Below are 25,359 nucleotides of genomic sequence, written 5' to 3'. Positions count from 1 at the left end.
GGCCCGCTTGGGCAGTTGGATTCATTTCAAGGATATACGGGATTTGACGGCCGTCAATGGGCGCGTAGCTGCCCGCGCAGCGAGTTGGGCAGGGCCTCGGCGATCTCTACCTCGACAAACTGTCCGATCAGGCTGTGGTCCGAACAGGCGAAGTTGACGGCGCGGTTGTTCTCGGTGCGGCCCTGTAATTGCCCGGGATCTTTTTTCGAAACGCCGGTAACGAGTATTTCCTGTGTGCTCCCGACCATGCGCCGGCTGATAGCCTGGGCCTGCTGGTTGATGCGGCCCTGGAGTATCTGCAAGCGCTGCTTCTTGGTCTCTTCCGGGGTCGCGTCGGGCAGTTCTGCCGCAGGTGTGCCGGGTCTGGCGCTGTAGACAAAACTGAAGGACACGTCGAAACCGATGTCTTCTATGAGCTTCATGGTGTCGGCGAAGTCTTTCTCCGTCTCGCCTGGGAAGCCAATAATGAAATCCGAAGAGATACTGATATCGGGGCGAATCTTGCGCAGACGACGTATCTTGGACTTGTATTCCAGGGCTGTGTGCCCGCGCTTCATGGCCGCCAGTATCTTGTCGGAGCCACTCTGCACCGGCAGGTGCAGGTGGTCCACCAACTGCGGGATTTCTGCGTAGGCCTCTATCAGGGCGTCGGAGAATTCCACCGGGTGCGAGGTGGTGTAGCGGATGCGCCTGATACCGGGAACGCGGGCCACGTAGTGCAGTAGCTCGGCAAAATCGACGATCTCGCCGTCGTGACTCTCCCCGCGATAGGCGTTGACGTTCTGGCCGAGCAGGTTCACTTCCTTGACGCCGCCTGCCGCGAGGTGGGCAACTTCGGCGATCACATCGTCGAGCGGGCGCGAGACTTCCTCGCCACGGGTGTAGGGGACCACGCAGAAGGTGCAGTACTTGGAACAGCCCTCCATGATGGAGACAAATGCGGTGGGGCCCTCAACCCGTGGTTCTGGCAGGCGATCAAATTTCTCGATCTCAGGGAAGCTGACATCAACCACCAGGGTGCCACCCGGGCCGGTTTGGGCATCGCGCTGGGCCATCATCTCCGGCAGCCGGTGCAGGGTCTGGGGGCCGAACACCAGGTCCACGTAGGGTGCCCGCTTGCCGATCTCTTCGCCTTCCTGGCTGGCCACGCAGCCGCCGACACCGATTATAAGGTCGGGATTCAGCTGCTTCAGGCGCTTCCACCTGCCCAGCTGGTGAAACACCTTTTCCTGGGCTTTTTCCCTTATAGAACAGGTGTTTAGCAGGAGTACATCGGCTTCTTCCGGGTCCTCTGTAGGTACCAGGTCATGGCTTTCCTGGAGCAGGTCCCGCATGCGTGCCGAATCGTACTCGTTCATCTGGCAGCCGTGGGTCTTGATGTAGAGTTTTTTACTCACAGTTCCTCTGGCAGCACGGCGCATCGGGCCGGGCTGTGCGGCGGGTATTGAAAGGGGTGCGGATTATACCCAGTCAGGTCGGTGAAACCTAGAGCTGGCGCGGCTTTCGCACTGGTATTTCCGTGCAATGGTGGTAATATTGCCGCCCCTTGAAAGCGGGCGGTCGTTCAAGGGAGTTTCCACAGACCGCTACACGAGGGAATCATGCCAGCACAACCCGTTTACAAGGTGATTTTCCAGAATGGTGGGCAGGTGTTCGAAGTGTTCGCCCGCGCCATCTACCAGAGTGATATGTGGGGCTTTATCGAGGTCGAAGAGTTCATTTTCGGTGAGCGCTCCCAGATCGTGGTGGATCCCAGCGAAGAAAAGCTGAAAAACGAGTTCAACGGTGTCACCCGCTCCTACATACCCATGCAGGCCATTATCCGCATAGACGAGGTGGACAAGGAAGGCAGCGCACGAATTTCCGAGGTGCCTGCGGGTTCCGGGAATGTGGCGAGTTTTCCGCTCTCGGGTGCGCCGGGAAGCCATCATGGCGGTGAGGAATAGCCTGGCGCTACGCGGTGCTGAAGTGAATCTCCGGTGCACTGTTTTTGTGCAGAGTCCACTTGCTATTGCAGAGCGAAAGCTGGATTAGCAATACGCAATGTCAGTACATCTCATCTCATTTGACTGGTCCGAAGGCGAGTGAGTCGGACAGGGTTTTCTAACTTCTTGGAAAATAAGCATATTTTTTTGCTTACATGAGCGGGGAGCCGTGGGCGTGTGCTTGTGTCGTGGGCAGGAGTTGGTCTGGTGTGAAACTTGCTGGAGGATTTTCGGTGGTGCACAAATAAGATTGGCATCGGTGGTTCAGGCAGCCAGGTTTGAAAGGAGCCTGTTGCAATAAACCTGTAACAAATTGGGGCTAAAGTATATCGGCTGTAAAAAGTGTGAACTGGCTCACGAAACCGGGAGCCGTCTGGAATCAGAGTAGGTAATTCCATGCAGAATTCATCACTTGTGCTATATAAATTGAGGTAGGAAGAGGGTTTCTCCTCACGGTTCATGCAACGGTCTCTGGAAAGAGACGGAACAGTTTTTTATGTCGGTTTTTACAAAATTCATCAAAGCGTATCCACTCGTGGTGCTGTGTGTGTGGCTTGGCGGCGTCAATAGTGTTGCTAATGCTTCTCTTTTACACCCACAGAATGGGAGCCACCAGGCCGACGAGTTGCAACTGGCCGCGTTGTTACAGGATTCTGTGGCCATGCCTGCTTCCGTGGTTACTGTCGGCAGCGAGGCACCCGTCTTCTCCCAATCATACGAGATACTTCCCTTGACCGGGGCTGGTGTTGGTGCAGCTGGAGCAGCTGAATTGCGCGATAATACAATGCGTGCGGAGTCGGGAGACGGCCTGGTTTGGTTGCTCCTTTCCGCGGTGTTGGGATTCAGCGTTGTGGCGCGTCGTCGTCCACATGTTCACCCTCACTGATCTTTGATCCTGGTCATTTATTCTCCCATCCAGGCAGGCATTCAGCCGGAAAGGCATCTATCTTTGCTTATGGGTCGTGCGCTTTGGGCATGAGTCTCGCGCGATAGCCCTGGGGCGATGTCAGTAGTTGCAGCTAGCAAATGTGAACTCGTCCACGAATGCGTCCATTATTTACGAAAGATGGGTTCATGTTGTTGTATATTTCTTACGGTTAAAATAGCGTAGGCCATGAATAACTATTCGTAATCCTGGCCGCGGCAGAAAGGGGCAGTGCCAATGTCATTTAGTCAAATCAGCCGATTAATCCTGATAGCTCTAGGGCTATCGTTGTATTCTTCGATCTCCATCTCAGATTCCTACACGGTTAATCCGGGTGACCTGCTGCGTATAGATGTCTGGAATGAAGAGAGCCTCAGTCGAGAGGTATTGGTGCGCCCAGACGGCATCGTCAGCCTGCCAATGGCCGGCGAGGTCGATACCACCAATACCACCCCTTCAGTTGTCGCTGACAAGATATCCAAGGCCCTGGGCAAGTATATGAAGGACAAGCCTCGGGTAGTGGTTTCTTTGGTCAACGTCAATGGCAATAAAATCTATGTCATCGGTAAAGTTGAGCGACCGGGTGAATACATTGTCACGAGTGATACTGACGTTATGCAGGCCCTGGCGCTGGCTGGAGGGCTTAACGCATTCGCCGCAGAGAACGATATCCGTATATTGCGGAGACAGCCAGATGGTCAGCAAGTCGCAATTCCTTTCCGCTACGCCAGAGTCAAGGCTGGCGAGGCTCTCGAATCCAATATCGTCTTGCAGAGTAAAGACGTGGTTGTTGTGCCGTGATTATCCCAGGAGACCGAAGCATGCCAAACAGACGTCAATTCGCAGCACCGACCCTGGTGCTTTCTTCTGTGCTATTGCTTGGTAGCGTCGTACAGGCCAATGAGTACTCGTTTGAATACGAGGTAGAGGGTGGGTACGAGTATAACGACAACGTGCGCTTGGTCCCGGAAGATGAGCTGGAGATATCCGGCGGGTGGTTGTCAATCCCGGTCACACTCGGGACGCGGAGCGAGCGTTTGGACGCTTCGCTCTCGGGCGAAATGTTGTTTTCACGGTACGATGAAGACGCTTGGGACAGTGACGACCAGGAATTGCGAGGAGATGCGTCATATCAGTTTGAACGTGGTGACGTTGATGGCTATGCAAGATATCGGCGCGACAGTACCCGTACCAGTGAATTCCTTGATACGGGGGTCACCGGTCTGGAAGCCAGGCGACGTGAAACAGCCAGCATCGGAGGTTCCGGTAACCACATGTTCACCGAGAACAACGGAATAATCGGTGGCCTGGACTTCGACGACGTGGATTACGACACATCAGTATTGCAGGACTATCAGTACTTGTCAGGTTACGCAGGCTGGCTGCATCAGTGGAGTGCGCGCACTCAGGTGACGCTGCAGGCCTACGGCAGTACTTTTGAAAACGATGCGAATTCCGGTTTCGATACTGAGGTAGACACAGAAACCATCGGCGCCAGGTTCGGGTTTGACTCCACTTTATCCGAAAGTTTTTCCACTTCTCTGCTTATTGGTTGGGCTAACATCGACACCGAGTATTCCAGTGATTTGCTCGACCCTCCGGCTGATGATGAGTCTAATATGCTGCTGTTAAGCGGCTCGCTGACTTATCGAGGAGAACGCCAGCGAGTGAGAGCGACAATCGAAAGTGCTCCGCGCCCTAGCGGCAGCGGCACGGTAGTCGAAAATCACGCAGTGGGCCTGGACTATACGTATCAGATGACTGAGCGGAGCAACTTCGAGGTGGAGTTTGATGCCGGTCAACGCGGTGCCGTCGATGACAGTTTCGATCTCGATCGGGACTATGCTCGTGTGCGTTTTGGACTGGATTATCGATTCTCCGAGTCTTGGTATGTGGCCGGCAGTTATCAGTATGCCTGGCAGGACCAGGAGCGTGCAGAGGATAGCGCCGACTCGAACTCCATACTTTTGAGCGTAATTTTTCGACCGACGAAAAGCGTTTGGTCACGTTGAACAAGGGTTTTCAAGTATATGGCTGACGAACAACTGCAAATCAGGCCTGTTTCAGAATATTTAGACGTAGTGAAGCGTCGCAAGTTTTGGCTGCTGGTGCCGGCTATCATTATTATCCCACTTGCGCTCGTTATTGCTTTCGGTCTGCCAGCGTCCTACCAGTCTCAGGCGACGATCCTGATCCAGGAGCAAGAAGTGCCGAGAGACTTCGTACGCTCAACGATTACCAGTTATGCAGCGCAACGTGTGCAGGTTACAAGTCAGAGAGTGCTGACCTCTGAGAATATAGCGAAGATTATCCAGAAATTTCAGTTGTACCAGTACGTGGAAGGAGATGAGGCGCCCGACAGCAGGCTGGTTGCGAAATTCAGGCAGAATGTACAGCTTGACCTGGTGAGTGCTGAAGTAATTGACCCGAGAAGCGGCCGTCCGACTCAGGCTACGATAGCTTTCACTCTTGCTTTCAAAAGTCCGCGACCGGAGATGGCCCAGGCCGTCACCGATGAGTTGGTGACACTGTTCCTCAATGAAAATGCCAGAGAGCGAACTGAACAGGCCGCCAGCACGGCAGACTTCCTTGAGTCGGAAGCGGGAAGAATGAATGCCGAACTCCTGGAATTGGAACAGCTGCTGGCAGATTTCAAGTCTGCTAACGAGGGTAATCTTCCCGAGCTCTACAATCGTAATCTGGTTAATCTCGAAAATGCCAGACGTGACATGGTTGCGCTGCAGCTTCGCTCTAGCGAGCTGGAAAAACGCAAGTTTGAGTTGGCGTCCAGAATGTCCCAGATCAGTCCATCAGCCCCGGTGTATACCTCGACAGGGGATGTGGTCATGAGCGATGTAGATCGTTTTAAGGCTCTTCAGGCTGAATATCGACGTAAGGTCGCTCTGTATCGAGATAACCACCCTGACTTAATCCGATTAAAGCGCGAAATCGAGACGCTGCAGAGTGAGCTGGGAATTGGTGCTGACGCGGATGAGTTGCGTCGACAGTTGCGGGAGCAACAGCAGCGCCTGGCTGATCTGGAGACCCGATACAATGACAGCCACCAGGAGGTTGTGAGCACGCGTCGGGTGATTGAGCAGCTGGAAGAGAGTATTAGATTAGCTGGCGACGCGAACATCAGTTCTGATGGTGCAGTCGCTGACAACCCCGCATATATACTCTTGCAAGGAGAGCTGTTTTCCGTGGAATCGGAGTTGAGGACATTAGTCGGTCGCCAGCAGGAATTGCAGAGAGTGATTGATGAGTACGAATACAAGATCAACAGCGCGCCTGAAGTGGAAAAGAAGTATCAGGCTTTGCTGCGTGACTACGATAATGCTACCGAAGAGTACCGGGACATCAAGACCAAGCAGCGCGAAGCGATTGTGGCGATGAATCTCGAACAGGAGCAAAAAGGGGAGCATTTCGCCGTAATCGAACCTCCTGCCCTGCCGCAGGATCCCGTGAGCCCGAATCGACCGGCTATCATCTTTCTTGGAATGATCGTGGCAATAGGATTGGGTGGCGGGCTCGTTGTGTTGCGAGAAGTGACAGATAGCGCCATCCATGGCGTTCGTCAGCTCACTTTGGAAATGGGAGAGGCACCGTTGGTGGCTATCCCCTATATCGAAAATGATATCGATATTATGAATCGTCGGCGTACCTGGACTATTGCGATTGTGGCTTTGGCTGCAACGGTGTTGGTTGTGTCCTTTACGACATACTCTTTTATACAATGATTGTAACGCCGGGCAAATGAATTTGAGCGCTGGGAAATAGGCCAATGGATTATCTACAAGAAGCAATCGAAAAGGCGCGCGAACAGCGTGAGGGAGCTATCGGCAAGACGCGGAGTCCCGGAGAGAAGCGGGGAAATGATGAAGCTTCTTCTGATGTTGCGTCAGATAGGCGGCCGTTGCACAGCTCCCGCACTTCCACACAGAACGCACGCACGAGGGGAGCCAGGAGAAGAAAAGCCGCTCCCAAGAATATTGAGTACCAGAAAACTCGATGTGTGGAGCCTCCGCAGGAGCTGTTAAATGAAAACCGCATAATTGCCGGTGACAGGGATGATCCCCGGGTGGAGGCCTACCGTCAGCTCAGAAGCCAGGTACTGAGCAGCATGAACCTGAACGGTTGGAGCACGCTCGCCGTAACTGGTCCCAGGGAAGATGTTGGAAAGACGCTGACGGCCATAAATCTTGCAATAAGCATTTCGCAAGAGGTGAACCAGACGGTCATGCTCGTCGATCTGGACCTGCGCGAACCTAGCGTCTGTAAAACTCTGGGTATAGAGGTTGATAAAGGGATTGTTGACCATCTGCAGCACGGGGAACCTTTGGAAAATATACTGATAAACCCTGGTTATCCCCGGCTTGTTGTTGTGCCGGGTCTTCCGCAGGGGCATCATGCTTCAGAGTTACTCACGTCGCCAGAGATGATGTCTTTTCTTGCAGACGTGGTCGGTCGATACAGGGACCGCATAGTTGTGTTTGATTTGCCGCCGCTACTGAGAAACGACGACGCCATGGTTTTCGTGCCTAATACGGACGCTTGCCTACTGGTGGTGGAAGACGGCGGCACCAATCCGGATGAGATTGAGCGCTGTATGCAACTACTGAAGAACACAGAATTGTTGGGTACTGTGCTCAACAAGGCGCGCTAGCGGGGTTGGTGCCACTCGATGTATACAAGTTTTTTTGGGCTTAGCGAAAAGCCGTTCTCTCTCATACCTGACGCGGAATCGATCTTCTTTTCCAGTGTCCACCTGAAGGCTTACAACATGCTGGAGTTCGGCCTGCTGGAGCAGGTGGGAATTACAGTAATCACCGGTGAAGTAGGGGCGGGCAAGACAACGCTCATTCGCCACTTGCTCAGCCGCACGGACTACGAAGAAATCACGCTGGGGCTTATCAGCACCCCGCACGACGCTTACGGTTCATTGCTCAAATGGATTATTAATGCGTTCAGAATACCTGTCGACACCAGTGACGAAGGAATGCTTCTGCAAACGCTGCAGGACTTTCTTATCGAGCAGTCTGCCGAGGGCAAGCGCACGTTGGTGATTGTAGACGAGGCGCAGAATATGTCGAAGTCTGACCTGGAGTCGCTGCGCCTTCTCACCAATATCAACGCGGATAAAAACCAGTTGCTACAGGTGATTCTGGTAGGACAGCCTGAATTACTGGACAAGTTTTACGATCCCTCCATGTCGCAGTTGGCACAAAGGGTATCGGCGGAATATCGCCTCGAGCCGCTTAACCTTTTAGAAAGTATGAGTTATGTCAACTACCGTATTGAAGCGGTGGGCGGACCTCCCGATCTGTTCGATGCGACTTCACTTATGGCGATCTATTATTACAGCGGGGGTATTCCACGCATAATCAATACGCTCTGTGATGGCGCACTGGTTGTTGCTTTTGGACTCGGTAAGAAGACGGTTAATCTCGACATCGTACTTAACGTTGTTCAGGCCAAACAGATCGGCGGTATACATCGCCCCGGAATAGGTACCGACCCCGCGCGAGAAACCGTGCGCGAAGAAGTCAAAATACAGAAGTCTGTAGATCTGTTGGATATGGTTGGGTGAGGCATGGATGCCCAGTACCTCTATCCGTATAGTTTCCTCGTTGCGCTACTTTCATCTCTCGTATTCATCCCCTTTCTGATACGTAATTCAGCCCGTTGGGGGCTGGTTGATGACCCAACCGGCGATGCCCGCAAGATACACAGCAACGTTATTCCGCGCAGTGGCGGCCTCGGAATCATCCTGTCTGCCGCCCTCTCGGTTCTTATCGTGCTTCCGGCCGATGAGCCGATCTTCAGTTATGTCCTGGCTGCTATGGTCATTGCAGGGTTTGGCTTGCTTGATGACCTGGTGGAGCTGAGTCCGATACAGAAAATCGGCGGGCAAGCGCTTGGCGTAGTTATCGCCATGGCGGGCGGAATGGTAGTGACTGACTTCCCCATTTTTAGTGATGTCCCCGCATGGCTTATTCATGTCATTACTTTCATTTTCGTCCTGGGGGTAATCAATGGTGTGAATTTCTCAGATGGCATGGACGGCCTGGCAGCAGGCACAACCTTGATGGCGCTTGCGTTGATTTTTGTTCTGGCCTTGCAAACTGGTCATACGACAGTCGCGGTCATCGCGGTGGCGGTCTCGGCTGCTGTATTGGGTTTCTTGCGATTTAATACCCACCCGGCGCGGATATTTATGGGAGATGCCGGTAGTCAGTTCCTCGGCTTTACGGTCGCATGGTTAGCTATCACGCTTAGCCAGAGCGATACCAGTGCCATGACAAGTCTAATGCCGCTGCTGATACTTGGGCTGCCGGTAATGGATATTCTTCAGGTCGTACCTGTTCGCATCAACAAGAAATTGCCGCTGGCCGGTCCGGACAAGGAACATCTGCATCACCAGGTAGCCAAGCTGGGTTTTAGCCAGTACGAGGTCGTCGCTATCATCTATGTGCTGCAGGCTATATTGCTCGTTGGTGCGTATCTTTTACGTGACGAGAGTGATGTTTTTGTTTTGATCGCTTTCATGGCCTTTGCTGTCTTGACACTTGGTACGATATATATCGCTAACGTGAGTGAATGGAAGATAAGGCCGCTTGATTCTTCCGATGATCGAGACAAACGCGTCGCAATTTTTCGACGTCTGGGTGTCTTGCATCCTTATACTGGTGTTTTCTTCACCGTGCTCCTTGCGTTGTTTTTCGCATTCGGCGCGCTCACGTCTACAGCGTTTTCCCCGAATATCATATACGTGGCTATTGTCTGGGCGGCGATCTTGCTGGCAGCGGTATTAATCCTGCCGAATAACTTGCGGCAACTTATTGGCCGCATAGCCTCCTATACCACGACCATATTCATAGTTTGGGGTATGACAATATCGGTTGACGATGGCCGACTTGACTTCCTTATCAACGCTTTGTTCGTTGGTATGACGGTCTTGCTACTACTTTCCATAAGAATTACGCGGAAGAAGTATTTCGGGCTGACTACAGAAGACCTCTTGGTTGCGTTGTTTATCGTGGCACTTACACCGCTTCTAGTGGTTGAATTTGGGGATGGATCAGAAGTAATCAGTGCGCCGTTCCGGATATGTGTGTTGTTGTACACCAGTGAGTACGTGCTCGCGCGGGGCGAAAAAGCGGTAAACAGGCTTATTTTTATATCTATATGCGCGCTTTTACTGACGGGAGTTAATTTGTGACGTTCTGCGGCTGGTCGCAGACGTCCACGCTGTACAAAGTGACCGGAAGCACCAGGCGGCACTGTCGACTGCAATTCCCGGGTGCATCTTCTCTGAAAATTCATATTTCTGTGTCTGTTCAATGCCGAGCATAAGGAAAAAAGTCCTTTCCGGTGTCATCTGGGCAACGGCGGAAACTGCCGGTGTCAGAGTGGTTCAGTTTGCCACTTTTCTGATTTTAGCCAGGGCATTGAGCCGGGAAGACTTTGGATTGGTTGCGCTCGCTTCCGTATATATCGCCTTTTTACAACTCGTTGTAAGAATGGGGATTACCGATGCGATTATCCAGCGCGAGGATTTGACCGATCTGCACAAAGATACTGCCTATTGGGCAACGGTGATTCTCGGTGTTATTGCAATCTTACTTTCTATTGTCATTGCACCCCTGGCTGCGAGTTGGAGTGGTGAGCCTGAACTGCAACCCATTATCTATTGTCTGGCTATAGGGATCATACCGCTCTCACTTTCCAGGGTGCAGCAGGGCTTGTTGATGCGCAGGCTGTCTTTTCGAAGCCTGGCAATTCGCGGTTGGATATCAACAAGCAGCGGTGCTGTCGTGGGTATCACGATGGCGCTCAATGGTTACGGTGTCTGGAGCCTGGTGGCGCAACAACTGGTCGAGCGCTTTGCAGAGTGGATAACCTTGTGGTGGGTTACACGTTGGTTTCCAAAACTCAGATTTTCTCTTCATGCGTTCGGGGAAATATGGACATATGCCTCACGTATCGTTGGTATCAATTTATTGCAATTTGCTGGCAGTAATATTGACCGATTGTTGATTGGCCAATTCTTCGGTGTCGGTGCCTTGGGGGTCTATGTGGTTGGTCGTCGCTTTGTTGAGGTGATTCTGGGTATCACCAGAGTGGTTATCCTCAAGGTGACAATGTCTGCTTTCTCTCGTTTACAATCGAATACTGAACGCCTGGTAGAAAGCAGTGCAGCGGTAGCCAGAGTCATCGCGCTCTTTGGCTTTCCCGTGATGGCCCTCTTTGTTTTTTATGGTGAAGACATTACGGCCATTGTGTTTGGTGAGAAGTGGCGTGACGCTGGTGTAATTTGCCAAATTATCGCGGTTGGTGGCATGGCAAGAACATCGACTTTTTTCGCTCAGCCACTGCTAAAGGCAAAAGGCCACCCCGGGAGCCTGTTGCGGGCCACCGCTGTCCAGGTGGTTGTGAGTATCCTTCTTGGCGGACTGCTGGCGAGCTATGGCTTGCAGGCGTTCACTGCTGGTTGGGCCGCCGGTTCCGTGGTATTCAGTGTCATGTTGTTCTATTACATAGCTGATATTCTGGATTATCCCATCGCCGTAATTCTTCGGCAGTATTTGGGTATAGCGGTGGCCCTGGTTCTAAGCTGGTTGTCTGTTGAGTTTCTGCCTACCTATATGAATATCTATTCCGGTAGTTTACTCGCCAATTTGGCATTGCAATGTTTCCTTTTTTTCCTGGCTTATGCTTTCTTTGTGATGATTTTTGGTTATGCGACGGTAAAGCAGGCCTATCTGGAAGTCAGGGCCCTGATACGCCCTGACCAACGCGGCTCAACGCCTTGAAGGTAAAGGTGGTTCGCATATTTTGTGCGATCCAGGCTTGAGTGTAACGAGACATAACGGGATTGATGTAATCATGAATAGCACTAATGAGCATCGATACTTACCTCAGGTAATACTTGCCGGTGCACCGAAGTGTGGGACTACATCGGTGTTTGATCATCTCAAAGATCACCCGGAGATCTGCAGTTCTTCGGTTAAAGAGACTTACTATTTAATTGATAAAGGCTATCCGGTATTTCGTCCTGATAGAAATGTTCACTTGCAGGGTTGGCAAGGATACGAGCACTTTTTTTCTCACTGTCAGAATGCAGCCGATGGACTCAAACTGGAGGCTACCCCCGACTACCTCTACCAGGAGACACCTCTGCATAGCATTCCAGAGTGGCCGACAAGGCCAAAAGTGTTCTTCGTTTTGAGGCGTCCCGAGGAGCGTGTTTACTCGCTCTACCGCTTCGCTCAGAACAACCTGGCGATACTTGATAAGGATATCTCGTTCAGTGACTTTCTCGCACTTATGGGCACGAAAGATAGCCCATTTGCTGACAGGTATATCCTTTCTAACGCGATACAACAGAGTTGCTATGTTGATTTTCTTCTGAAGTGGCGGGAGGCTGTCGGAGAGGACAACATTCGGGTGTTCCTGTTTGAAGATTTCAGACGTGATCAGCGGGGCTTCATGAAACAGGTAGCGGACTACCTGGGGATAGACCCGCTGTTCTATCGGGACTACGAGTTTGAAGTCAAGAACGCGTCCACTAACGTGAAGCTGCAGGGCATGCACCGCCTGAAAGGCCGAATCAGCCCCTATATCGCAAACACCGCGCTAAGGCGTCCGTTGAGTTGGCTTTACCGTAAAGTGAACGTGACTCAAGCTGCAGCGAGTAAAGTCCAGTCAGAGCGAACTGAAGTGGAAAAACTTGCCCCTCGATTTTTCGAAGCCAACCAGAGGCTCGAAGCTGAGTTCGGTGTTGACCTGGCGCCATGGCGAACAAGGAAGTAGTGCAGATGACTGGTGTTTACGGACAAGTTGTTTCCTTTTGAGTGGCGATGAATGAGATGAAGGTGTTGCATATTTGCTGGGACCTTGGGCAGGGGGGCATACAACGGTACCTTGTTGATCTCCTTTCTTTTCACAAAGAAAGATTTTCCAGCAGGGTTATCGTGCTCAGCACACCGGGAGCCCTGTCGGAAGAGGTTTCGGGGCTATGCAAAGGTGTCGACTATGTCGGGATGAGCAATGGCCTTGATGCCTCGGCGCTGATGCGCATCCTGAAACTATTGAAAGCGCATGACTACGATGTAATTCACACCCATGCAAACAACGCTATACTTGCGCTGGCGCTGAAGTTTCAGTCTGGGCCGGTCTTGTTCACCGAACACGGTGGCAGGCTCTTGAATCGAGATCGGGGGGCTTTGCTTTTCTATAAGTACCTTAGCTCGAACATCGATCGGTTCATCGCGATCTCGCAGTACATGGCGGATATGATGTGCGCGGAAAATGCATCCATCCACAGCAGGATCAAGGTCATCCACAACGGGGTAGATTACGACCATATCGTTGAAGCATGTCGTGCCGGCACAGTTGTGTCTGACTTGCCTGTCGGGCAGAAGGTCGGTTTTGTTGGCAGGCTGACGTCGGACAAGGGAATTGATCTGTTCATCGAGACAGCAAGGCTGGTTCATGCAGAGAGGCCCGAGGTGGCTTTCATCGTTGTTGGAGAGGGACCTGCCAAGGAAGAGATGCAGGTTTTGGTCGAAAGCTATGGACTTGAAGAGTCAGTGCATTTCCTTGGATACAGAAAAGATGCGCGCGAAATTATCGGTTCACTGAATCTTTGTCTGTTTACTTCCCGGTATGAAGGTTTCGGGCTCGTAGTGGCTGAATCATTAGCTGCAGGAGTGCCTGTGGTAGCGATGGATGAGCGTTCGGCTGTAAGTGAGCTGATTAGAAACGGCGTCGAAGGTGTATTGGTAAAGGGTTTAGACACTTCTGGCGCGGCGAAAGAAGTCATCAGACTGCTGGATGACCCCGACCTCATGGAACGTATGTCGTCAGCTGGTAGAGATCGAGCGAAAGAATTCACCATAGCAAGGAACGCAGATCTCGTTGCCGAAGAGTATTTGAAACTGATGGAGACCACGACAACTTGAGAGGAAGCTTTGGCGCCTGGTGACTGTCTGTTTTGCTAACCCAGCCTTAAAGCGCTTTTCAATGCACCCTCGAAGCCGCTTAGCTTGGCATGTATGAGATACCTGTTGGTTGAATTGGGCATGTTGATTCTGGGTATCTTATGCACATCGTCGCTGGGGCGATTAATGTTCATAAAAGCTTTCGAGTACTCATGAGTCTTGCACAGTTCGACAACTTGGCTTGAAACTTCGTCGTCGCGCCCGAAAGGGTAGCTGAACCAGTTAACGTTATACTTGGCCCTGTACGGCTCGCACTTTTCAAAGTTGGACTGCAAATCTGCAGGGGGCAACCGGGACAGGATGTCATGATTGTAAGAGTGACAGGCTAGTTGGTTGCCCTCAGCTATCATGGCATATAGGTCATCTTCGTTCAGCGCGCTGAAACGCAATCGAAGATACTCATCGTCAATTTCCAGTGCGTTGACTGGATAGCGTTCTTCCATTTCAAGGAGAACGCGCTGTTTCAAAGAAAAGTCCTGTAGCAAGCGTTCCCATATCGCTTCCCATGCCTGGCTCCGGCTCGCCTTGTTAGATAGTGCGAAATTGTGCTCCAGAATGTCATAGTCACCGTCGGGCACGTACGATAGCCACATCAGCATCGTGTCTACCCAAAGTATGTCGCTTGACTCGAAATAACACGCTGGTATGAAAAACGTTGCAGATGCGCCGTGTTTTTTGAGAATAGGGCAGGCTACAAGTTTGTTATTTTTGTAGCCATCATCGAAGGTGATCAATACTTCTCCGGGAATGCAACGATTGCCGATACTGACCTTGGAGCTGACAATGGACAAATGCGCGTCAAATTCAGAGACTCTGTGGTCGCCCCCTATGAATTGGGCGTTCTTGTCAAAAAGATCATCGGGGATAATATTGTGATAAGTGATCACAATAGGAGTCTTTCTGCGTCTGTAGAATAAATCCAGTATCCCCGCATAGAAAGCTGCAAAGTAGATGCACTGGAGAACTAGTGATTTCATGATTCTTAATTCTTGGCCTAACATACAGGTCAGTTTTGGTGCAGGCTGCACGAAATATGTACGCCGTTTCCATGATTAACCCAGTTAACAGTTTCTCTGGAATACGCACCAACCGGTGTGGAGGTAGGCCTGAAACCCCACTAGTCACAACTATAGAATAATGAAGCTGTCGAATGCCACTCCGGCGCACAAGAATTGCGAAGCGGTTGGCAATTTAGCTACTTCGCCCGGGACATACTGAGAACCTTGCAGGACAATAGAGGAATAAGTCGAGGCCTTTAGCCGGTTGTGACGTTCACGTTATCCGCTTCTACAGTGGAGAGTATGCTAGGGTTCCCGAGAGGCAATATTGCATGACTATATCATGGCAAGAAGAGCGGTATGTTCTCTTCACATTTTCAGTTAGATGGTGAGCGAGTGAGCACTCTGGATAAAATCAACAGGAAGAACTTTCTAAAGCTGCGAGACCGCTCATACGATCTGGCACATAAACTGTGGTGGAGGGTGCGAGGCGGTGGTGCCGGTAATACCATGCCAGTGTTCATATTCGGAGCACAGCGAAGCGGTACGACCATGCTTGGAGAGTGTTTCGGGCGAAGTCCTGAGATTATGAACCTGGGCGAGTCGGACCCCAGGGCGTTTGAGTCATACTCACTTCTGGACATAAAGACGGTCGAGAAGGTAATCGAGGATAACCCGTACAATTTTCTCATCTTTAAGCCACTTAAGGATGGGCACCGAGCGAACGAGTTGCTTGAGCATTGGCCGGAGGCCAAATCGTTGTGGGCTTATCGGGACTATGCTGATCGCGTCAACTCGGCAGTCGAGCGCTTTGGTCGCCATCCACTGGATGTTTTTAGCAATTACGTGAGCAATGGCAGTATCGCATGGCAGTTGGAGAGTCTTAGCGCGGAAGATAGCCAATTACTGAAGACGATGAACATCGAGAGGCTATCAGTCAACGACGGCGCTGCGCTTATGTGGTACATACGGAATCGTCTCTTTTACAACCTGGGCCTTGACCAGAATAGTCGCGTCAGATTGTTCCAGTACGAAGCTTTCGTGAGCAACCCTTCCATAGAAATGAAGAGCATCACTGAATACGTGGGATGTCACTTCACAGGGAAAATGGTAGAAAACGTCCACAGCAAGTCGCTTGGCAAACGAAAGCGTCCGGAAATTGCATCCGACATAGAGAACCTTTGTGAGGGTCTTCGTGAGCAGTTAGACGAGAGTTATCGGAAACAGTGCGCTGAAAGCACGAACGAAGAGGAGAAAGACCAGGTTTAGTTCCGTCGAGCGTTGCATAGACAAAATCGCACGGTGCAATCCTTTTTTCACAGGTCCGTTGAGTGACGCTTTCCAGTTGAATATCTCAATGGTGTTCCTTTTCCAGCTGTTAAAGATTGGGCCCGGTGAATGGAGGATGAAGCGCAGTAGCGTTGGTTTTGTCAGATTTTTCCAGTTGGATATACGCACAGGTTATCTCCCAAGTAATTCAGTGTTGCGGCGAGACATCGGTATTCGTTTTTTACAAAAATCGAAGCGAGAATTTCTGAATCACTTGAAGGCGTGGAAATCTATGCCGATGAGGTCTTTGAGGCGATCATTGGAAGGTCGATAGTATTCATGTAACTCACGCCGCGCTTGGGCTGAGAGCAATTCAATGTCCCTGCTGGTCATTGAAACGTGGGTGTCGACAAGTGCATCAATCATCCTATTGGGTATTCTTATCGAAGGGTATGGATTGATCTCAGTTTTCCGATACTTATTCAGGTGGCTAAGAAATTTGATGCTGCGCGAGGGGAGCGCCTTGTTCACCACTTTTTTCGCTTCCGGAGCCGGCACGAAGTCTATATCGAGAAAGCGACACAAGCGATTTATAAAGTCTTCCGGTGTATAACGCATCATCTCGTACGGCAGCGCCAGCACTTTCTCTGGACCAAAGCGCTTCTGGTACTCCTTGATCATTGCATCGTACTCGTAAAAAGCTCGATTGAAGCCAGCCATTTTCCAGTTCTTGCTGTTAAGCATCTGTTCCAAAGAACCTGGATATCCTTCCAGGACCATTTGCTTGTAGACTGACGTGATCATGTCTGCCTGTTCCCTGACAACCATAAAAATCCTGGCCTCGGGCGCGACTTTCTGGATCCTGCCCGCAATGTATACACTGTCGAAGCCACCAGACAGGGGAAATCCGGACAGTCGTTCAGCCGAGACGACAGCAACATGTTGTTGCCCGCCTGCTGATACCAGCGAAATCTGCTCATCAAGCAAAGCCCTGCAGTGGCCGGCGTCAAACTTTTGCTCGGGCGTCGAGATAAGGTAGTTTATCAGCGGGTTCTGCTGTGGATGACTTGTCCTGTATATGGCGCCGATCTGGTGATGCCTTGGCAGGTACTCTTTCTGAAGCCATGTCGTGGCCGTCTTGTGGTAGCCGATATGAAAAGCTATTTTCACACAATCCCCCTTATTGCTTCATTCAGGTAGAAACTTGTATATCAGTAGCAAAACGTTTGTTTGCACTCTACCTGCGCCGACTCCCATTATAGACTTTCGAATAGTGAAGTTGGCGCTAAAGCTATCAAAGTATCTTCTAATTGCCTGGCAGTTGCCAATTATTAGTGTCTATCCTGCCAGCAGGCAGCTCCTGGGTGTTGGCGGACTTCCAGCATATGGAACCACTACACAGACTTTTCGGAAAGTAACTCAGGATCATATTTAGTATGTCAGGGCAGGCTAGCGTATGCGGCTTGCGGTAGGGAGAAAATGTGTTCACCTTCGCATTTTTTGCTAATCAGTGTGATTCATGCAGATATTTTGCTACAGCACGCATCAGGATTCATCTAAACTGAAGCGGTATTTGAATCGGTTCACAATTGGTCTCCTGTCTTGCTTCCGAATTTTCTAGTTGTCGGCGCTCAAAAGAGTGGCACTACGTCGTTGCACGAATACCTTCGAGCACATCCCGAGGTGTATCTTCCCGAGCAGAAAGAGACAAAATTTTTCCTGCGAGACGAGATATTCTCACGTGGCATCGGCTATTACGAAGAGCATTTTTTTGGTGACTGGAATGGGGAGGCTGCTGTCGGCGAGGTTGATCCCGACTACATGTATTTCTTTCAATGCCTGGACAGGATGAGGGCGAATCTGGATCTGGCAAATATCAAGCTGATTTTTGTGTTTCGAAATCCGGTGGATCGCGCATTCTCGCACTACTTGATGACCTACCGTCGAGGACTTGAGGAGCTATCTTTCGAGGATGCACTTGCTGCAGAGTCAGCAAGGATTGCGCTTGATGATGTTAACAGGATGCACTACAGCTACGCTGATCGAGGATTTTATGCCAGGCAACTGGAGCGCTTTACGCCATTTGTGGATCGCTCAAACATGCTGTTTTTGCTCTCGGAAGACCTGGCAGAAGACCCGGTGAGTGAAATCAGGAAGTGTTACGACTTTCTCGGTCTCGATCCCACTGTCGAACCCGACTCAACAGTGGAGAAGTTCCATCAGGCCGCGGTACCCAGAAGCGCTGGATTACTTCGATTGATCAAACGCGATGGCTGGCATAAAGAACTGATAAGGCTGATTCTGCCAAATGAGCGCTTTCGACTGGGTCTGAGGGCGAGAATTCTGGCCTTGAATGAAAAACCCGGAAGCGACCTGAAAGTGCCTGACGACCTGAGGGAAAGACTGCTTCGCGGATATAGAAAAGACATGGACTCTTTACAACAGATGACTGGCTTAGATCTGGGAAAATGGTTCAACATCTCCTAGTCATCGGCTAGTGGGTCGACTGGCTTAGTTGTTTCCGGCAAATTGCCTGAATCTATTGCCCGCTACATACACCTGGTAGCGGCACTTCTGCTTGCTGTTGTGCGGAGATCTTCTACCAGGGTAAGGCCGGGTGATGAAGATTATGTGCCATACGGATAGTCCGAAAATAGCTAGATTAGTCCAAGAAGCCCTTCTGTGACAGCCCCGATTCACGGGCAACCCGGCAGTCTCGCAAGGGGGCAAAACGTTCACGTAATGCCGGAAATCTGTGATGTGCTTCTAGTTAAACGATAAAAAAGCAGCGACAATTATCCGTGCAGGTTAGACTCTCTGGTGCATCGAGCACAGAGTAAATCGCGAGTATATCGTAGCTTTTCAGGACGTCTAACTTTCCATCGCCTGTAACAGGCCAAGTTAAGGAAATCAGCATGAGTGACTCAGGAGCGTTAAGCTCTCCTATCGCCAACGAACTTGCCAAGAAAATCTCGGACAGGAAGGTTGTAATTGGAATAATGGGTCTTGGCTATGTTGGTCTGCCACTGGCGATCGCTTTCTGTGAAAAGGGATTATCGGTCATTGGCTTTGACATCGATGAGGAGAAACCCAGGCAGATAAATCAGGGTAGGTCGTATCTGAAGACCGTTGCATCGGAAGCGGTGGCCAAGGCTGTTGAACAAGGTAGTCTTAAAGCTACATCCTCCCCAGAAGTGATTGCTGATGTTGATGTCATTGTCATATGTGTTCCTACACCATTGAATAAATATCGTGAGCCAGATCTGTCCTACGTTGAAAACACGGTGACCCTGGCTGCCAAATATCTGAAGAAGGGCCAGATTGTCTCACTCGAATCGACGACTTATCCGGGTACAACCGATGAAGTAATCAGACCTGTAATTGAAGCTACGGGCCTAAAGACCGGGGAAGATGTCTTCCTCGTTTATTCTCCTGAGCGGGAAGACCCCGGTAATACGCAGTATAGTACCTCGACTACGCCAAAAATTGTGGGAGGCGAAACAAGCGATGCGTTGCGCCTTGGCTGCATGTTCTACGAGTTGGTTGTTGGCGAAGTGGTTCCAGTGAGTTCCCTGGCAACAGCCGAGGCTGTCAAACTCACGGAAAATATCTTCAGGGCGGTCAATATCTCTCTGGTCAACGAACTGAAAGTGACATTCGAGAAAATGGGGATCAATATCTGGGAGGTCATTGAGGCGGCAAAAACCAAGCCTTTCGGGTTTATGCCATTCTATCCCGGTCCAGGGCTTGGTGGGCACTGTATTCCAATAGATCCCTTCTATCTCACCTGGAAAGCGCGAGAGTATGGCGTGGCGACACGCTTTATCGAATTGGCCGGTGAAATAAATAACTCAATGCCCGATTATGTCGTGATGCGTCTGCGAGAGGCCCTGGACATGAATCTAGCCAAGGGATTGAGACGGTCAAAAATACTCCTGGTGGGTGTGGCATACAAAAAGAATATTGATGACACAAGAGAGAGCCCGGCACTTTTAATTCTTAGAAAGCTGAAAGAGGCTGGTGCAGATGTGGCGTACTACGATCCTTACGTCAGTGTCATTCCTAAGACCCGCGAATATCCGGAACTGATGGGCATGCAATCGATTGGCGATGGCGACCTTGCTGCGGGTGGCTTTGATGCTGCGCTGATTTGTACTGACCACGATGTTATCGACTTCAGTCGCCTCGTTGACTCCTGCAAGATCGTTGTCGATACGCGTAATGCTACCAAGGATGTCAGTGAGCATAGGGATAGAATTGTACGTGCCTGATTCGAAGTCATTCACGGGCTTATCCACGTTTGGATTAACACTATGGCATATCAATCTGGATACGGAATTAACGTGCAAGACAAGGATGAAAGCACTCTAGTGGCGGGTGGTTCTCTGCTGAATCAGAACAGGCTGATCGTATAAATGGGAAGCGATTTACACAAGAAAAGGGTTCTCGCCGTCAGTTCCAGCGGTGGACACTGGGTGCAGTTGATGCGATTCAGGCCAGCTTTTGACGGTTGCGATGTTGCATACATGACGACGGAGCCGGGGTGCAGGGAAGAAGTTCTGACCTATGCGACTGAGCGTTCGCTACCTACGCCGCGCTTCTATCGCACGGTTATCGCTAACAGGTGGAACAAGCTCGCGCAGATAAGAGTTGTCTTTGACGTGCTCAGGGTGATCGTCAGGGAAAGGCCTGATGTCGTGATCTCTACAGGGTCTTCATTGGGTTTCTTTGCGCTGAGAATCGGAAAACTGTTCTCGGCCAAAACACTCTGGATTGACAGCATCGCAAATGCGGAACAACTGTCTTTTTCAGGCCAGCAGATTCTCAAGCATGCCGACGTTTGTCTGACGCAATGGCCTGAAGTTGCGGAAGGTGACGGCCAGCGATACAAGCCGGACGATAGACGCCCGGAGTATTGGGGGGCGGTGATATGATTTTTCTGTCTGTGGGAAGCGAGTTGCCATTCTCAAGGCTTGTAAAGGCAGTAGATGAATGGGGCCGTGAGAATTCAGAGCTCGACATTGTGGCTCAGGTCGGTAAGCTTTCGGAGCAGGATTATGTGCCTTTGCACAGCGAACATCACGATTTCGTTGATCCAACCAAGTACTCACAACTTGCTGAGGCATCAGTATTAATGATTGCCCACGCAGGCATGGGGTCAATCATTAGTGCGATGACGATTGGCAAGCCACTTGTGATAATGCCGAGACGCGCGGAGTTAAGAGAGGCGACAACCGACCATCAATGTGCGACTGCGAAGAAGTTTGAGGGCAAGGAAGGTATTTTTGTAGCCTGGGACGAAAGCGAGATTGGGCAAGCTATAAGCAACGCTTTGGAATACGCCAAGCAAGCCCAGTTCAAGCGCGCCGAGAAATTTGCTCCAGAAGACTTCATTCGCAGAATTCGCAGTTTCATTGTGGAGGCATAGTCTGGTTTATGAGCGAGTTTTATGGAAACTCCCCCCGGAACCCGGTTGAATGCGAAATTGCGTTCAGGCTTTTTTGAATCTGGTGTCCGAGAATTTACGGTGGAAAAGTGCCCATGCCGCGGAGTTTGGACCTGTGTACTTTGACATTTGATCGGAATCGATTTTGAGATACCTGTACCTGATAGTATTGTTCGCCCTCCCTTCGGGTTTTTACACTCTGTCTCCCTCCGAGACCCTCGCTGGTGTGAAATTTTCCGATATGGCCATCATGTGGCTTTTGTTGGGTGTCGGCATTGCCTTTATCCGAACAAAAGACTGGTCCATCTACATGACGCCCTATGTCCTGATAGTGATCGGTATTTTTTTTCTTATAGCCATACAGGCAGCACTGGCATCTATAAATTATCAACAGCCTCTGATTGACGGCCTCATCATCACCAGAACTTATTGGTGTTACATTGCTTTCCTGGTGATTCTGTATCTCCTCGATGACTCAAGGAAATTGCACCAATTTCTGGACCTTCTCACGTGGGTTGCGTTTATTCTTATCGGTTTGTCTGTAATCAATTACATCAACCCAGTGGTATTTCACCACGATTGGGCTGAGGGTCAGGGTATCCGCTCCGGTATCGTACGGGCTTACATCCCAGGTATGGATCTGTTGACGTTGTCGACGCTGTGGCAGTTCAGTAAATGGTCGGAAGAACCGCGAGAGAAAGGCATCTCAAGTCTTAAGACCGTTGTTTTGTATGCTGCTCACATTTTCAGGCAGTCACGCGGACGTCTTCTTTCGTTGACCATCGTCATTATGGGGCTTCTTCTGTTCAGGCGTCAGTACAAGATACTTTTTATTACCGGTTTCTTCTCCATCGCGGGGTATCTTCTTGTTGAAAATGCGATGGAAGAGAATCTCCTGGAATCTGTGTTCGTGTCCAGTGTTGAGAGCATATCCGAGTCAAGTGGCACCTGGGGTTCCAGGTTGGACTTTATGTCGACCGATATCGAGCACTTTAAGAAGAACGTGTGGTTTGGCGATGGCGTAGGGGCCCTTAGACTGGATGAAGAAGCCAAGTATAAGACTCTGCAAGAGATCGAATTGCAGGACGTAGCGGCAAAAGCTGATCTTGGCTATACAAGGTGGCTGAAGAGTTTCGGCATACTTGGCGCTCTCTGGTTGGTTGCGCTTTATTACTTTTTTATAAACGGGATTATGCGGACAAGCCGCTCTGCCAATCCAAGGCATAGAGTGCTTGTTCTGTTTGTTTTGGGTTACTTCAGCTTCATCGTTATTTCTGCGATAACGCTGAATCAGTTTATGCTGCAGCCGCGAATTTTTCTGATTAGTTTGTGCGCTGCAATACTGATCAGAGTAGCTTACGAACAGCGCAGAGAGAAAAGCGGTCTGCCGGATATACCGGGAGGCTAGAAGATTTGTATCGGTTATGCGCTGTAATTTTGCGAAGGTCTTTCGGCAATTGTAAGCGTCTTGGAACGATATGACCGAAATCAGGTTTCATGCCAGCGTCAAGCATTTTTGTTTGATGCATGATTGCGTGGAATCGATAGGGAGCAAATTATGGTAAGAGCGGCATTGATTGGGTTAGGTAAAATGGGAATATCCCATTGTGCCATTCTGAATGCGCATCCTGGCGTTGAACTTGTCGGCGTCGCAGACACATCGAAGCTCCTGAGATGGGGTATGGGTAAGTACTCCTCTGTACCGATGTACGATGACTACAAGGAAATGATTGAAAAGACACAGCCTGACTGTGTCTTCGTGGCAACACCTACCAAATTACACTTCCAGCTGGCGCGGTTTTGTTTGGAGCAGGGGGTACACGTTTTTCTGGAAAAGCCTTGTTGCCTGAATTACGAAGATACAACCACGCTGCGCGGGATCGCTGAAGAAGGAAAACTGTTGGTGCAGTTAGGCTATCACAATCGTTTTCTTGGCACGTTCAGAGAGGTCAAACGCCTGATAGATGAAGGCACGTTGGGCAATATCTATCACTTTTCTGCGGAGGCTTATGGCCCGGTCGTTGTTGAAGCAAAGGAGGCTACCTGGCGTTCCAACAGGGGAGAGGGAGGCGGATGTCTGTATGATTATGCTTCTCACGTGATCAACCTTGTTCAGTTTCTGGTTGGCGAAATCAGGGAAGTGCGCGGTACACGCCTTGAGCATGTTTTCTCACGGGATGTCGAAGATGCGGTTTATTCAACCCTGATAACCGAAGACGGTATTGGTGGCCAGATGACCGTGAGCTGGAGTGAGGAAAGCTTTCGCAAGATGGTCACGAGTATCAAGATATCCGGGACAAAGGGAAGGATCGAGGCGGACGCGCAGGAGTTGAAGCTGTACCTGAACAAGGCAGGTGGCGGAGATGGTGAACATGGATGGAAGGTTAGTTATCTGACGGACCACACGGCTCCTGTCGACTATTATCTCCGAGGAGAAGAATACTCAGCACAGGTCGACGATTTTATTGCAAGAGTGTCAGCAGGAAGCACTGACTCAGTGAACTCTATTCAGTATTCCGGGGAAACGGATCGCGTCATAGAGCTATTGATTACAGATAATGAACGGGACTATTCGGGTATCTCGCAATCGAAGAAGCCGGTAAATCTCAGCTCTCTCGGTTTTTGGACCAGACTAAAGCTGCTCATTAATCCTGGGTCCGACGCCCACTACACGTCCTGAACAGGACCGGCATCAACAGACTCAGCCGAGGCGAACATGATGGATAGAGTGATATTTGGGGATAACCAGTTCTTTGGCGTTGATCACCTGTCACAAGAGAACTCCCGTAAGAAAGAACAGCGTTTCAAAGATACTGGGGAAATACTCAAGGTGCTCGACGCTGCACATGAAGTAGGAATTCGCACCTTCATGTGCACAACCTACTCCCGTATCGGGGAAATCTGTGACCACTTCAGGTCCAATCCCGCAAAGTACGCGGACTGGAAAATCTACCCCTGTATGCCATATGCCCATAAATATGCGAATGCGGTGACAGAGCTAGGGATCACCGGAGCCCTGAACAGGTTCACCGGCGGGAACGTGATGGAAGGTTTCATCAAGGGTGGTGCTGCGGTAGTTCAACGCGATGCGTTCAAGATCATGCAGATGCTGGTGGACGCGGAGATGGCAATGTTCCAGGGAACGAACACGGAGGTCATATTCCTGCAAAATGTTGTTACTGACCTCCTGATGGGACTGGGAATGGACGAGTTTTTTCTGCATTACGCTGACTATGTAGCGAGCAAGTATGGCGCGAAACCGGGTTTTATTACGATGAATCTGCCACTGGCAGCCGAACGGCTGCATCGTCTGGGAATCGAAAAACCAATCATCTGTGCATCATTGAATAAAATTGGCTTCCGCATGACCGGCGGAATTGAGGCCAACGAGAAAGCACTGCTGGATGGTGAGGTACGCGGAATAGCTATGCAGGCCCTCGCTGCCGGCGCACTGAGACCCCGGGAAGCAATGGAGTATGTATGTGGGTTGAAAGGTGTCGAGTCGATACTTTTCGGCGCGTCGAGCCACAGCCACATAGAAGAGACGTATCACCTGATCGAGGAGCTTTCAGACTGAGGTCAGTATTGGCAGCCAAGCGCTTTAACCCGGGCGGCATTACGCTGCTGATGGAACCAGTGCGGTCCAATTTGTATAAGGGTTGAAGCACCCTCAAAATCCGCGGCGACAGCACTTGTCGCCAAATGGCAACAACATAACTATCTGAAAAAT

22 protein-coding genes are annotated in these 25,359 nt (G+C 50.6%); 19 read left to right on the top strand and 3 right to left on the bottom strand.

The annotated features are described in order from the left end of the window. Positions 1–53: 53 nt before the first annotated feature. Positions 54–1,421 carry a tRNA (N6-isopentenyl adenosine(37)-C2)-methylthiotransferase MiaB gene (miaB, locus tag F0M18_RS12925; protein WP_149611873.1) on the bottom strand — a complete coding sequence of 456 codons (1,368 nt, stop codon included), beginning with the start codon at positions 1,419–1,421 and terminating at the stop codon, positions 54–56. A gap of 180 nt (positions 1,422–1,601) precedes the next feature. Here miaB and F0M18_RS12920 point away from each other — a divergent pair, with 180 nt between their 5' ends. The 11 genes from F0M18_RS12920 to F0M18_RS12870 all read left to right on the top strand — a co-directional run bounded on the left by F0M18_RS12920 (position 1,602) and on the right by F0M18_RS12870 (position 13,877). Next, on the top strand, positions 1,602–1,946 hold the full coding sequence (locus F0M18_RS12920; protein ID WP_149611872.1) for a DUF1820 family protein: 345 nt from the start codon (positions 1,602–1,604) through the stop codon (positions 1,944–1,946). A 535-nt stretch (positions 1,947–2,481) separates the two neighbouring features. Further along, the gene (locus F0M18_RS12915) at positions 2,482–2,871 is read left to right on the top strand and encodes a hypothetical protein (protein ID WP_149611871.1); all 390 of its coding nucleotides are present in this window, start codon (positions 2,482–2,484) and stop codon (positions 2,869–2,871) included. Positions 2,872–3,147: 276 nt separating this feature from the next. Continuing rightward, the gene (locus tag F0M18_RS12910) at positions 3,148–3,711 is read left to right on the top strand and encodes a polysaccharide biosynthesis/export family protein (RefSeq protein ID WP_149611870.1); all 564 of its coding nucleotides are present in this window, start codon (positions 3,148–3,150) and stop codon (positions 3,709–3,711) included. Positions 3,712–3,731: 20 nt separating this feature from the next. Beyond that, the gene (locus F0M18_RS12905) at positions 3,732–4,922 is read left to right on the top strand and encodes a porin family protein (protein WP_149611869.1); all 1,191 of its coding nucleotides are present in this window, start codon (positions 3,732–3,734) and stop codon (positions 4,920–4,922) included. 18 nt (positions 4,923–4,940) lie between these two features. Beyond that, positions 4,941–6,650 (top strand): hypothetical protein, encoded by a 1,710-nt coding sequence (locus tag F0M18_RS12900; protein ID WP_149611868.1) that lies wholly within the window; start codon positions 4,941–4,943, stop codon positions 6,648–6,650. Between the two features lie 44 nt (positions 6,651–6,694). Then, positions 6,695–7,576 carry a CpsD/CapB family tyrosine-protein kinase gene (locus F0M18_RS12895; protein ID WP_149611867.1) on the top strand — a complete coding sequence of 294 codons (882 nt, stop codon included), beginning with the start codon at positions 6,695–6,697 and terminating at the stop codon, positions 7,574–7,576. 18 nt (positions 7,577–7,594) lie between these two features. After that, complete coding sequence (locus F0M18_RS12890) at positions 7,595–8,500, top strand: ExeA family protein (RefSeq protein WP_149611866.1); 906 nt, start codon at positions 7,595–7,597, stop codon at positions 8,498–8,500. Positions 8,501–8,503: 3 nt separating this feature from the next. Further along, positions 8,504–10,132 (top strand): glycosyltransferase family 4 protein, encoded by a 1,629-nt coding sequence (locus tag F0M18_RS12885; protein ID WP_149611865.1) that lies wholly within the window; start codon positions 8,504–8,506, stop codon positions 10,130–10,132. 121 nt (positions 10,133–10,253) lie between these two features. Beyond that, positions 10,254–11,726 carry a lipopolysaccharide biosynthesis protein gene (locus tag F0M18_RS12880; RefSeq protein ID WP_149611864.1) on the top strand — a complete coding sequence of 491 codons (1,473 nt, stop codon included), beginning with the start codon at positions 10,254–10,256 and terminating at the stop codon, positions 11,724–11,726. A gap of 73 nt (positions 11,727–11,799) precedes the next feature. After that, positions 11,800–12,726: a sulfotransferase domain-containing protein gene (locus tag F0M18_RS12875; protein WP_149611863.1), complete on the top strand. Its 927-nt coding sequence runs from the start codon at positions 11,800–11,802 to the stop codon at positions 12,724–12,726. Between the two features lie 47 nt (positions 12,727–12,773). After that, a complete protein-coding gene (locus tag F0M18_RS12870; protein ID WP_149611862.1) occupies positions 12,774–13,877 on the top strand; it encodes a glycosyltransferase family 4 protein in 1,104 nt (367 codons plus the stop codon). Positions 13,878–13,912: 35 nt separating this feature from the next. Here the strand turns inward: F0M18_RS12870 and F0M18_RS12865 are convergent, their stop codons facing one another. Further along, positions 13,913–14,893, bottom strand: coding sequence for a polysaccharide deacetylase family protein (locus F0M18_RS12865; protein WP_188109709.1), 981 nt, complete (start codon positions 14,891–14,893; stop codon positions 13,913–13,915). A gap of 417 nt (positions 14,894–15,310) precedes the next feature. Here F0M18_RS12865 and F0M18_RS12860 point away from each other — a divergent pair, with 417 nt between their 5' ends. Further along, positions 15,311–16,183, top strand: coding sequence for a sulfotransferase family protein (locus tag F0M18_RS12860; protein WP_188109708.1), 873 nt, complete (start codon positions 15,311–15,313; stop codon positions 16,181–16,183). Between the two features lie 270 nt (positions 16,184–16,453). Here F0M18_RS12860 and F0M18_RS12855 read toward each other — a convergent pair whose 3' ends face one another. After that, positions 16,454–17,353 (bottom strand): sulfotransferase, encoded by a 900-nt coding sequence (locus F0M18_RS12855; protein WP_149611859.1) that lies wholly within the window; start codon positions 17,351–17,353, stop codon positions 16,454–16,456. A 432-nt stretch (positions 17,354–17,785) separates the two neighbouring features. Between F0M18_RS12855 and F0M18_RS12850 the strand changes: the two genes are divergently transcribed. The 7 genes from F0M18_RS12850 (at position 17,786) to F0M18_RS12820 (ending at position 25,206) form a co-directional block, all read left to right on the top strand. Next, positions 17,786–18,670 carry a sulfotransferase domain-containing protein gene (locus F0M18_RS12850; protein WP_149611858.1) on the top strand — a complete coding sequence of 295 codons (885 nt, stop codon included), beginning with the start codon at positions 17,786–17,788 and terminating at the stop codon, positions 18,668–18,670. 428 nt (positions 18,671–19,098) lie between these two features. Continuing rightward, positions 19,099–20,454, top strand: coding sequence for a nucleotide sugar dehydrogenase (locus F0M18_RS12845; RefSeq protein ID WP_149611857.1), 1,356 nt, complete (start codon positions 19,099–19,101; stop codon positions 20,452–20,454). A 144-nt stretch (positions 20,455–20,598) separates the two neighbouring features. Further along, positions 20,599–21,117 (top strand): glycosyltransferase family protein, encoded by a 519-nt coding sequence (locus tag F0M18_RS12840; RefSeq protein WP_149611856.1) that lies wholly within the window; start codon positions 20,599–20,601, stop codon positions 21,115–21,117. After that, positions 21,114–21,611: a glycosyltransferase gene (locus F0M18_RS12835; RefSeq protein ID WP_149611855.1), complete on the top strand. Its 498-nt coding sequence runs from the start codon at positions 21,114–21,116 to the stop codon at positions 21,609–21,611. The genes F0M18_RS12840 and F0M18_RS12835 overlap by 4 nt, the downstream gene beginning before the upstream one ends. A gap of 244 nt (positions 21,612–21,855) precedes the next feature. Then, positions 21,856–23,037 carry an O-antigen ligase family protein gene (locus tag F0M18_RS12830; protein ID WP_149611854.1) on the top strand — a complete coding sequence of 394 codons (1,182 nt, stop codon included), beginning with the start codon at positions 21,856–21,858 and terminating at the stop codon, positions 23,035–23,037. A 150-nt stretch (positions 23,038–23,187) separates the two neighbouring features. After that, positions 23,188–24,309 (top strand): Gfo/Idh/MocA family protein, encoded by a 1,122-nt coding sequence (locus F0M18_RS12825; protein WP_149611853.1) that lies wholly within the window; start codon positions 23,188–23,190, stop codon positions 24,307–24,309. Between the two features lie 39 nt (positions 24,310–24,348). Further along, a complete protein-coding gene (locus tag F0M18_RS12820) occupies positions 24,349–25,206 on the top strand; it encodes a hypothetical protein (protein ID WP_149612028.1) in 858 nt (285 codons plus the stop codon). Positions 25,207–25,359: the final 153 nt, after the last annotated feature.

Source organism: Pseudohalioglobus sediminis (genome assembly GCF_008370495.1).
Lineage (GTDB): Bacteria > Pseudomonadota > Gammaproteobacteria > Pseudomonadales > Halieaceae > Halioglobus.
The sequence above is the reverse complement of the archived record's forward strand: the minus strand, read 5'-3'. Positions and strand labels throughout refer to the sequence as shown.